Genomic DNA, 10,817 nt, shown 5'->3' with positions numbered 1-10,817 from the left:
CGCTTAGAGCTCAATGCCCTTCTGCGCCATGATGCCCGCCTTGAACGCGTGCTTGACCAGGCGCATCTCGGTCACGGTATCGGCAGCTTCAACCAGCGCGTCGGGCGCACCACGGCCGGTGATCACCACGTGTTGGCGCGGCGGGCGGGCCGCCAGCGCCGCCAGCACCTGTTCCACGCCGATGTACTCCTTGACCAGCGCGATGTTCAGCTCATCGAGCAGCACGAAGTCGACGTCCTCGTCGGCCAGCATCCGTGCCGCCACGGCCCAGGCCGCCTGCGCCGCGGCGATGTCGCGTTCGCGGTCCTGCGTTTCCCAGGTGAAGCCTTCGCCCATCACGTGGTACTCGAGACGGTCGGCGAAGGCTTCGCCCATCGTGCGGAAGAACAGGTCCTCGCCGGTGCTGAAGCTGCCCTTGATGAACTGCACCACGCCGCAGCGGAAGCCATGCCCCAGCGAACGCGCGAGCATGCCGAAGCCCGACGAACTCTTGCCCTTGCCGTTGCCGGTGTTGACCACCACCACGCCGCGGTCGGTGGTGGCCCGCGCGATCCGGCGGTCCACCAGTTCCTTCTTGCGCTGCGCCCGCTCGCGGTAGCGCTCTTCGGGCGTCAGCACATCCTTGCGCACGGTCAGCGTCCGGCCACACGACTGGCGTCACGCTGGCCCAACGCCCGCGCCACGACCAGATGCGCCACCAGCCCGACCACCACATACGCCATCGACGTGCGCACGAACAGCGGCGCCCATTGCGCCAGCCGTGCCACGTATTCGGCGAAATGCGGCTCGGCGTAACGGCCGCCGAGCCAGTAGAACGCGCCGTTGGAGATCACGAACGACAACGTGTTGGCCACCAACGCCACGCCGGCGGCCACGACTAGCGAACCGGCGGTGGCCTGCAGCCGGTCGGCGTACAGGCGGCCGGCGTACCACAGCACCGCATACGCCGGCAGCAGGAACGAGTACGCCGGGGTGATGCAGAAATCGCTGGTGCCGGCGTAGCGCACCGACACGAAGTCGAGAACGCCCGCCAGCGCCACGAAGCCGACGAACGCCAGATGCCGGCGCACGTACAGCCCGCCGAGGAAGAACACCGCCATCGACGCATCGGGCAGGTGGATCGCCGTGCCGAAGTGGCTGAAGCGGGTTATGCACATCAGCACCGCCAGGATGGCGACCATCACGACCGTGTTGCGGGGATTCAGGGTCTTCATCGGGTGGATCTCCTTGTCACGAAGGGCGGGCTTACTGCGCCGCGTAGCGCAGGGTCAGCATCCAGGTGCGGCCGGGCTGGTTGTAGAACGCCGCGGTCTCGTACTGCTTGTCGAACACGTTGTTGACGCTGAGGTTCAGGCGCCACGACGGGTTGAACGCGTAGCCGGCGCGCAGGTCGGTGGTGGCATAGCCGCCCAGACGACGGCTGTTGGCCAGGTTCTCGTAACGCTCGCCGGCGGCGGTGACGCTGGCGCCCACGTTGAAATCACCAAAGCGGCGGTCCGCGTCGAGGCGAGCGGTCTCGCGCGCGCGGCGCGGCAGGATGTTGTCCTGGTTCGGACCCGTCGACTCGTTGCGCGGATCGATCCACGAAGCACTGCCCTGCAGGTCCCAGCCCGCCAGTTCGGTACCCGCGGTCAGCTCGACGCCCTGGATCCGCGCTTCATCGACATTGATGGCGTAGCACTCCCAGGTCGGCGTGCAGTAGGTGCCGATCAGGTCGTCGACATGCGTCTCGAACGCATTGACCGACCACTCACCCCAACCATGTTCGCCACGCAGCCCCAGCTCGACACTGCGCGAGGTCTCCGGCGTCAGCGTGGGGTTGCCGTAGAACGGGAAGTACAGCTCGTTGAACGTGGGCGCCTTGAACGCGGTGCCGTAGCTGGCGGTCAGGCGCAGCGACTCGGTGAAGTCCCAGCCCCACAGCGCGCTGCCGGTGGTCTTGCCGCCGAACTGGCTGTTGTCGTCGCGGCGCACGCTGGCCTGCAGCGAGTGCGCGCCAAACGCCTGCTGCCATTGCGCGAACGCGGCGCGGGTGATGCGCTCCGTCACCGCGTAGGTCGTATCGCTCTCCACGTCGTCACGGACCCAATCCAGCCCGGCGGTCAACGTGCCGCCCGTCAGGTTGAAGTCGGCCTGCAGCGCGCCCTGGTCGCGGTCGGTCCGGAACAGGCTGTGGTAGACGCCGTGGTAGAACTGACGGCTCTTGTCCTGGCTCTGGCCGATGTTCAGCGTCAGCGTGGCAAGGTCGCCGGCGCGGTAGCGCACGCGCGCACCGCCGGTCTGCTGCACGGTCTTGGCTTCGTTGCCGGCGTAGCTGCTGCCGTCGTACTCGTTCTCGCCCTCGGCGCGCAGCGCGCGCAGGTCCACGTTCCAGGCCTCGCCCAGGGTCACGCCGCCCTGCGCCGACACGGAGTTGTTGGTGTAGCCGTCACGATCGGGGTCGTAGCCGAAGCAGCCGGTGGGGCTGTAGCAGGCATTGAAGCCGTCGGTGGTGTCATGCGCGAGGTTGAGCGCATACCAGCCCTTGTTGCCGCGGCCTTCCACGCCCGCCGTGGCCTTGTAGGTGGACTCGCTGCCGGCACCGGCGCTGAAGCTGGGCGAGAAAGCCACCTGCGGGCGACGGGTGAAGATCTGGATCACGCCGCCGATGGCCTCCGAGCCATACAGGCTGGAGAACGGCCCGCGCACCACTTCGATGCGCTCGATCTGCTCGACCGGGATGTCCTGCAGCGCCGCCTTGCCGGACGTCGCGGAGCCCACCTTGAGGCCATCGATCAGCACCAGCACGTGGTCGGATTCGGTGCCGCGCAGGAAGATCGAGCTTTCCTTGCCAGCGCCACCGTTGTTGGCGATGGAGGCGCCCGGCACCTTGCGCAGCAGTTCCTGCAGCGACGCGGGCTGCAGGCGCTGGATCTCTTCGCGATCGATCACGGTGACCGCGGCCAGCGTGGCGTCCTGGGTGCGCGCAGTGCGCGTGGCGGTGACGACCACGCCGTCCAGGTCGGTCGCCTGGCCTTCGGCGAAGGCCGGGGCGGCGGTCAGGGTGGCGGCAAACGTCAGCGATACCGCCAGCACGTTGCGGCGGAACTGGGAATTACGGGAAACCATCGGGTACTGCTCCTTGGCCGCGCCTGCCCGCGCGGAAAACATATGGGAATGGACAGGCGGCAAGAAAGGACGCAGACGCCACGCGCATGCATGGCCCCCGTGACATCGCCCACCGCATGTCGGGTCAAGCCAGTGGCCGGTCTCCGGGCTCGCGGGTGGGTGCGCTCATGCATCCGGGGACGGCGCCTTCCCGTGCCTTGGCACAGTGGCATTCGCCGGTCCCGACCCGTCCTGGGGTCACCTCGCCTACCGTTGCGGGGGCAGCTCCGGAATTGCCACGATCATCGACCAGACGGCGGGCGCACCGGATTCCCGTTTCAACCACCGGCTTGGCCGGCGGTCACCTCAGGCAAGCGAAAGTCTAGCACCCCGACGCCCCCCGGCCTGATGCCCCCGGACAAGCCGGATATGACCAAAGGATATATCTCTTCATCCGGATGAATATTGAATATATGTGAACTTCCGGTTAATCATTGCCTTACCCCACACCCGGAACCGCCATGACCCGCCTGCCCCTTACCGCCGCCATCGCGCTGGCCGTTGCCGCCCCGTCGGTTTTTGCGCAGACCGCGCCGACCGTCGACAGCGACGCCAAGACCCTCGACCAGGTCATCGTCACCGGCACCCGCGTCTCCGACCGCACCGTGGCCGAGTCGCTGTCGCCGATCGACATCATTACCCCAGAGGCGCTGACCGCCACCGGCACCACCGAACTGGCCACCGCACTGGCCCGCGCCCTGCCGTCGCTCAACTTCCCGCGTCCGGCCCTGACCGACGGCACCAGCGCGATCCGCCCAGCGCAGTTGCGCGGCCTGTCACCCGACCAGGTGCTGGTGCTGGTCAACGGCAAGCGCCGCCACACGTCCTCGCTGCTCAACCTCAACGGCACCATCGGCCGTGGCTCGGCGCCGGTTGACCTCAACACCATCCCGGTCTCGGCCATCGCCCGCGTGGAGGTGCTGCGTGACGGCGCCTCGGCGCAGTACGGCTCGGATGCGATTGCCGGCGTGATCAACGTGGTGCTCAAGGGCGCCGAACAGGGCGGCAGCCTCAGCGCCACCGTGGGCCAGTACTCGGCCGGCGACGGCGAGCAGGCGCAGCTGGCCGGCGACAACACCTTCGACCTCGGTGGGCGCGGCTTCCTCAACGTGGCCGCACAGGTCGGCACGCAGGACCGTACCAACCGCGCCCGCCCGTTCGCCGGCACGCCGGGACCGACCCAGCCCACACTGGGGCAGAAGGCGTTCGTTATCGGCGATCCGGAGGTGGATTTCGGCGCGGTGTCGGTCAACGCCGAGTTCGACATCACCGATGCGGTGACGGCCTACGCCTTCAGCGCCATCAGCAACCGCGACATCACCTCGTTCGCGTTCTTCCGCGCGCCCAACAACCCGACGCAGAACATCCTGTCGATCTACCCGGACGGCTTCCTGCCGGAGATCAACAACGTCTCGCGCGACCGCTCCATCGTCGCCGGCGTGCGCGGCGTGACCGCGAACGACTTCAAGTGGGACGTCAGCTTCAACCACGGCTACAACAACCTCGAGTTCTTCACCCGCAACACGCTCAACGCCAGCCTCGGCCCGACGTCGCCGACTTCGTTCTACGATGGCGCGCTGGAAACCACCCAGAACATCCTCAACGCCGATTTCAGCAAGGCGCTGGACTGGGGCCTGGCCTATCCGGTGACGCTGGCATTTGGCGCGGAACTGCGTAACGAGAAGTGGAACCAGTCGCCGGGCGAGTTCGGCTCCTACGCCCAGGTCGACCTGACCAAGCCAGGCGGCGCGCAGGGCTTCGGCGGCTTCGCGCCCAGCGTGTCGGGCCAGTACGACCGCGACAGTTGGGCCGCCTACCTGGACCTGGAGGCCGACCTCACCGACCGCTTCTCCGCCGGCGCCGCGGTGCGCTTCGAGGATTTCGACGACTTCGGCAACCAGACCTCGGGCAAGCTGTCTGCACGCTATGCCTTCAGCGATGCGGTCGCGCTGCGCGGCACGGTGTCCAGCGGATTCCGCGCGCCGTCGCTGGCCCAGCAGCACTTCCAGACGGTAAGCACGGTGTTCCTGGCCGGCTTCCCCGATCCGTTCGAGATCCGCACTTTCCCGGCCAGCAGCGCAGTGGCCCAAGCGTTCGGTGCAGAGCCGCTGAAGCCAGAGGAATCGCTTTCCTACAGCCTGGGCCTGGTGCTGCAACCGGTGGACGCACTGTACGTGACCATCGATGCGTACCAGATCGACGTGGATGATCGCATCGTGCTGTCGTCCAACCTCACCGGCACGGCGGTGCGTACGCTGCTGGAGTCGCAAGGCATCTTTGGTGTCAACGGCGGCCGCTACTTCACCAATGCCGTCGATACACGCAGCCGCGGCGTGGACGTGGTCGGCAGTTACCGCTTCGCGCTGGATGGCGGCAGCCTGGACCTGACCAGCGGCTACAACTACTCCAAGACCGAGATCACCCGAGTCGCCCCCAATCCGCCGGAGCTGTCGGCCAACGGCCTCAGCCTGGAGCGCATCGACCGCACCGAGCGCGGCCGCATCGAGGAGGGCTTCCCGCGCAGCAAGTTCCTCGCCTCGGCCACGTGGGATTTCGCCAGTTGGGGCTTCAACGTGGGCGCGACCCGCTACGGCAGCGTGACCACGCGCCCGTCCAACCCGGCCAACGACCAGACCTTCGACGCGAAGTGGCTGCTGGATGCCTCTGCCACCTACAAGCTGGACCGCTGGGCATTCACGCTGGGCGCGGACAACCTGCTGAACGAGTATCCGGACGAGAACAGCTTCGCCAATTCGACCAACGGGCAGTTCCCGTACAGCAACCTGTCGCCGTTCGGCTTCAACGGCGCGTTCGTGTACGGGCGTATGACGTACACGTGGTGAGCGGCATCGGGGGCGTGATGTAACGGCACATCGCGCTTCCCGCCCGGCGTGCCAGGCATGGCGCCGGGCGCCGGGGCGCGCGTACGAAACGAAAACGGCCCGGGAGTTCCCGGGCCGTTCTTCATGGGCGCAATCAGGTCGGGCAGCGCAAAACGGTGCTCGCGCGGCATGCATCCGCGGTGCATGGCGGCTCAAGGCGGCGCGCCGACACACCAGGGCATGGTGCGCCGACCACACCCACTCTCCGCCTCAGCCCTTGCGGAACACCAGCGCCCCGCCATCGGCCTCGACCTGCACCGTGTCGCCACTGACGAACTCGCCGGAGAGGATGCGCTGTGCCAAGGGATTCTCCAGCTGCTGTTGAATCGCCCGCTTCAGCGGCCGCGCGCCATACACCGGGTCGAAGCCGACATTGCCCAGCAGGTTGAGCGCGCTGTCCGACAACGACAGCTTCAATCCACGCTCGGCCAACCGCTTCTCCAGGCCCTTGAGCTGGATCTTGGCGATCTCGCGGATCTGCGCCTTGTCCAGCGGGTGGAACACCACGATGTCGTCCAGGCGGTTGATGAACTCCGGGCGGAAGTGGCTCTGCACCACCCCCATCACTGCCGCCTTCATCTGGGTGTAGCCCTCCGGCGTGTCGTCGGTGGCCATGTCTTGGATCATCTGGCTGCCCAGGTTGCTGGTCATGACGATGACGGTGTTGCGGAAGTCCACCGTGCGGCCCTGGCCGTCGGTCAGGCGGCCGTCGTCCAGCACCTGCAGCAGGATGTTGAACACGTCCGGGTGCGCCTTCTCCACCTCGTCCAGCAGGATCACGCTGTACGGGCGACGACGCACGGCCTCGGTCAGGTAGCCACCTTCCTCATAGCCAACGTAGCCCGGGGGCGCGCCGACCAGTCGGCTGACCGCGTGCTTCTCCATGAACTCGCTCATGTCGATGCGGACCATGGCGTCGCTGCTGTCGAACAGGAACTCGGCCAATGCCTTGCACAACTCGGTCTTGCCCACGCCGGTCGGACCAAGGAACAGGAACGAACCGGACGGCCGGTTGGGATCGCTGAGGCCGGCGCGCGAGCGGCGCACCGCATCGGACACCACCTTGATGGCCTCTTCCTGCCCGACCACGCGGCCGTGCAGCACGTCCTCCATCTTCAGCAGCTTCTCGCGCTCGCCCTCCAGCATCTTGCTGACCGGGATGCCGGTCCAGCGGCTGACGACTTCCGCAATCTCCTCGGCGGTGACCTTGTCCTGCAGCAGGGTGAAGCCCTTGGTCTCGGCCTCCTGCGCGGCGTGCAACTGCTTTTCCAGCGTCGGCAGCGTGCCGTACTGAATCTCGCTCATACGGGCGAAGTCCTGCTTGCGCTGGGCGGCCTCCAACTCCAGCTTGGCTGCCTCGATCTGTTCCTTGATCTTCGTGGCGCCCTGCAAGGTGGCCTTCTCGGCCTTCCACACTTCCTCCAGATCGTTGAACTCGCGTTCCAGCGTGCCGATCTCGCTCTCCAGGTCGGCCAGCCGCTGCTTGCTCGCCTCGTCCTTCTCCTTCTTCAGCGCCTCGCGCTGGATCTTAAGCTGGATCAGCCGGCGTTCCTTCCGGTCCAGTTCCTCCGGCTTGGAGTCGATCTCCATGCGGATGCGGCTGGCCGCCTCGTCCATCAGGTCGATGGCCTTGTCCGGCAGCTGGCGGTCGGCGATGTAGCGGTGCGACAGCGTGGCCGCGGCGACGATCGCCGGGTCGGTGATCTCCACGCCGTGGTGCACGGCGTACTTCTCCTTCAGCCCGCGCAGGATGGCGATCGTGTCCTCCACGCTTGGCTCGCCAACGAACACCTTCTGGAAGCGGCGCTCCAGTGCAGCGTCCTTCTCGACGTACTTGCGGTACTCATCCAGCGTGGTCGCACCGATGCAGTGCAGCTCACCACGGGCCAGCGCCGGCTTGAGCATGTTGCCGGCGTCCATGCTGCCCTCGGCCTTGCCCGCACCGACCATGGTGTGCAGCTCGTCGATGAACAGGATCACCTGGCCCTCGTTCTTGGCCAGGTCATTGAGCACCGCCTTGAGCCGCTCCTCGAACTCACCGCGGAACTTGGCGCCGGCGATCAGCGCGCCCATGTCCAGGCTCAGCACGCGCTTGCCACGCAGGCCTTCGGGCACTTCGCCGTTGATGATGCGCTGGGCCAGGCCTTCGACAATGGCGGTCTTGCCCACGCCGGGCTCACCGATCAGCACCGGGTTGTTCTTGGTCCGGCGCTGCAGCACCTGTACGGTCCGGCGGATCTCTTCATCGCGCCCTACGACCGGGTCCAGCTTGCCGCTTTCGGCACGTGCGGTCAGATCGATACAGTATTTCTCCAGCGCCTGGCGCTGGTCTTCGGCATTCTCGGATTGCACGCTCTCGCCTCCGCGGATCTTGTCGATGGCCGCTTCCAGTTTCTGTTTGTTTGCACCGGTGGCCTTGAGCGCCTTGCCCAGATCGCCGCTGTCCTCCAGCGCCGCCAGCACGAACAGCTCGCTGGCGATGAACGCATCGCCGCGCTGCTGCGCCAGCTTGTCGGTCACGTTGAGCAGGCGGCCGAGGTCGTTGCCAACCTGCACATTGCCGGCCTGGCCGGTGACCTTGGGCAGCTTCTCCAGTGCTTCGCCCAAGCGCTCGCGCAGCAGCGGCACGTTGACGCCGGCCTGCGCCAGCAGCGGGCGGGTGCTGCCACCCTGCTGGTCCAGCAGCGCAGCCAGCAGGTGCACCGGTTCGATGAAGTTGTGGTCGCGCCCCACGGCCAGCGACTGCGCGTCGGCAATCGCCTGTTGGAAGCGCGAGGTGAGCTTGTCCATCCGCATGGGTTTCCCCTCGAAGTCATGGGCGGCCAGCGGGCCGCGATGCTTTGCAGATGCGGCTGGCGGCCGCGGGAATCAAGCGTGTTTCAAGGCTTGTTCAGGGAGTGTCGAGGGTTGGCGGCGTGGGGACTTGATCGGGCTCAAATCGGACGCATGTTGCTTAGCTGACTCCACCAGGAGCGTCGGCCAGGGTTGGACGGGGGCGACGGCTCCGGTTGGGGGACGGCGGAGTGGCTGGGCATTGCTCCTCCGCTCCGTCGGTACATCCTGTGCCGAGTCGCGGCCGCAGGCCATCCATGGCCTGCTCTACGCAATACCCAGCCACTCCACCGCCGCTCAGCCAGATCAGGGCACCGGGCTTGGTACTGGCTCGCGCTGCAAGGACAGTGCAGCCAACAGGGCAGCCAAAGCCAGGTACGCCCCGACGAACTGCCAGGCGATCTGGCGCGGGAGGCCTTCCAGCGTCCATGGCAGGTAGATGCCGCCGTGCGGGTGCACCGAGTGGATGATGCCGAACAGCGCCAGCGCCGCCCCTGCCAGCAGGAAGCCGGATGCGCGTAGCAAGCGGCCATCGATCATCGCCGCCACCGCGGAGATCCAGATCATCGCGGTGATGATGAATCCATTGCCCAGGGTCACGATGATCGCCATCTCGGGCAGGCCGTGGCTGTCGCCGGCCTGCATCAGCTGGGCAAAGTGCTCCGGCGCGATCCACGCCGGGTTGCCGACCTTGATCGACAGCATGTACGCCACCGACGGCAGGAAGCCCAGCACCATCGCGGTGGTGTGCTTCGGCGGGGTAGCGTGGAAGGCCTGCGTGGCGATGTCCAGCGCGACGTAGACGATGATCGGCGCCAACACCGCCAGCGGCAGCCATTGCACCAGCCCGGACACCAGCCCGAGCATGCCGCCGATGCCGATGAACAGGCCCGTCAGCAGGGTGTAACCGCTGCGCGCACCCATGTGCTTGTACGCGGGCTGGCCGATGTAGGGCGTGGTCTGCGCCACGCCGCCGCACAGGCCCGCGACCAGCGTGGACAGTGCCTCCGTCAGCAGGATGTCGCGGGTACGGTAGTCGTCGCCCGCCGCACGGGCGCTCTCGCTGACGTTGATGCCGCCCACCACCATCAACAGGCCGAATGGCAGCAGCAGCGGCAGGTACGGCACGGTGTACGGCAGGCCTTCGACGAAACCCAGGCTCGGCCACGGGAAGGCCACTGTCAGCGCGGTCGCCTGCGGCCACTGGAAGCCGGGGGCGCCCAGCCCCAGCGCGCCCAGGCCGTAATACAACGCGGTGCCAAACACGAACGCGACGAACACGCCCGGCAGCTTCACCGGCAGCCGGCCCTTCGCCACCAGCACGTACAACAGCAGGCCCAGGGTCACGAAGCCCACCACCGGCGAACGCAGCGCTTCCACCAGCGGCAGGAAGCCCATCAGCACCAGCGCGATGCCGGCGATCGAGCCCAGCAGGCCCCCGCGTGGCACCAGTCGCGTCACCGCCTCGCCCGCGAACGACAGCACGAACTTCAACACGCCCATCACCATCAGCGAGGCCATGCCCAGCTGCCAGGTGGCGTTGGCCGCCGCGGCCTCGCCCATGCCCGCCTGCCTGAAGCCGGCAAACGCCGGCCCGAGTACCAGCAACGCCATGCCGATGCTGGTGGGCGCATCCAGCCCCAGCGGCATCGCGGTGACGTCGTCACGGCCCGTGCGCGCGGCCAGCCGCCGCGCCATCTCCGTGTAGATCAGGTTGCCCACCAGCACGCCCAGCGCGGTACCGGGGAACATGCGTCCGTACACGACGTCCGCCGGCATGCCGAAGATGCCGACCAGTGCCATGGCGATGAAACCGAGGATCGACAGGTTGTCGACCACCAGGCCGAAGAAGCCGTTGAGGTCACCAGCGACAAACCAGCGGCGCGAAACAGGAGCGGAGTTGGACACAAGGACGTCCCTGAGGCCATCAGGCCGGTGGAAAACCATACACCGCGA

The 10,817-nt window shown here is 67.2% G+C and carries 6 protein-coding genes and 1 riboswitch; of the genes, 1 reads left to right on the top strand and 5 read right to left on the bottom strand.

Going from position 1 to position 10,817, the window contains the following annotated elements; genetic code table 11:
• Positions 1-3: 3 nt before the first annotated feature.
• From cobO to btuB, 3 genes are read right to left on the bottom strand one after another with little or no spacing between them, the layout of a single operon-like run.
• Positions 4-618 (bottom strand): cob(I)yrinic acid a,c-diamide adenosyltransferase, encoded by a 615-nt coding sequence (gene cobO / locus N800_RS07795; protein ID WP_036136832.1) that lies wholly within the window; start codon positions 616-618, stop codon positions 4-6.
• Between the two features lie 14 nt (positions 619-632).
• On the bottom strand, positions 633-1,214 hold the full coding sequence (locus N800_RS07790) for a hypothetical protein (RefSeq protein WP_036136732.1): 582 nt from the start codon (positions 1,212-1,214) through the stop codon (positions 633-635).
• 31 nt (positions 1,215-1,245) lie between these two features.
• Entirely contained in the window at positions 1,246-3,108 is a 1,863-nt protein-coding gene (btuB, locus tag N800_RS07785; protein WP_036136831.1) for a TonB-dependent vitamin B12 receptor, read from the bottom strand.
• Between the two features lie 117 nt (positions 3,109-3,225).
• Positions 3,226-3,471, bottom strand: a riboswitch (cobalamin riboswitch).
• Between the two features lie 137 nt (positions 3,472-3,608).
• Here btuB and N800_RS07780 point away from each other — a divergent pair.
• Entirely contained in the window at positions 3,609-5,990 is a 2,382-nt protein-coding gene (locus tag N800_RS07780; protein ID WP_036136731.1) for a TonB-dependent receptor plug domain-containing protein, read from the top strand.
• 249 nt (positions 5,991-6,239) lie between these two features.
• On the opposite strand, the gene clpB is transcribed toward N800_RS07780, so the two are convergent.
• Both clpB and N800_RS07770 read right to left on the bottom strand, forming a co-directional pair.
• Positions 6,240-8,825 (bottom strand): ATP-dependent chaperone ClpB, encoded by a 2,586-nt coding sequence (gene clpB, locus N800_RS07775; protein ID WP_036136730.1) that lies wholly within the window; start codon positions 8,823-8,825, stop codon positions 6,240-6,242.
• Positions 8,826-9,167: 342 nt separating this feature from the next.
• Positions 9,168-10,808: a SulP family inorganic anion transporter gene (locus tag N800_RS07770; RefSeq protein ID WP_052108044.1), complete on the bottom strand. Its 1,641-nt coding sequence runs from the start codon at positions 10,806-10,808 to the stop codon at positions 9,168-9,170.
• Positions 10,809-10,817 lie beyond the last annotated feature (9 nt).

The organism is Lysobacter daejeonensis GH1-9, assembly GCF_000768355.1.
Lineage (GTDB): Bacteria > Pseudomonadota > Gammaproteobacteria > Xanthomonadales > Xanthomonadaceae > Aerolutibacter > Aerolutibacter daejeonensis.
Note: the sequence above shows the minus strand (reverse complement) of the source record. Positions and strands in the feature narration are given on the sequence as shown.

Bases quoted from the DNA above. Each gene is read 5' to 3' on its own strand.
- clpB (WP_036136730.1), bottom strand. From the start codon at position 8,825: ATGCGGATGGACAAGCTCACCTCGCGCTTCCAACAGGCGATTGCCGAC.
- N800_RS07790 (WP_036136732.1), bottom strand. From the start codon at position 1,214: ATGAAGACCCTGAATCCCCGCAACACGGTCGTGATGGTCGCCATCCTG.
- btuB (WP_036136831.1), bottom strand. From the start codon at position 3,108: ATGGTTTCCCGTAATTCCCAGTTCCGCCGCAACGTGCTGGCGGTATCG.
- N800_RS07780 (WP_036136731.1), top strand. From the start codon at position 3,609: ATGACCCGCCTGCCCCTTACCGCCGCCATCGCGCTGGCCGTTGCCGCC.
- N800_RS07770 (WP_052108044.1), bottom strand. From the start codon at position 10,808: ATGGTTTTCCACCGGCCTGATGGCCTCAGGGACGTCCTTGTGTCCAAC.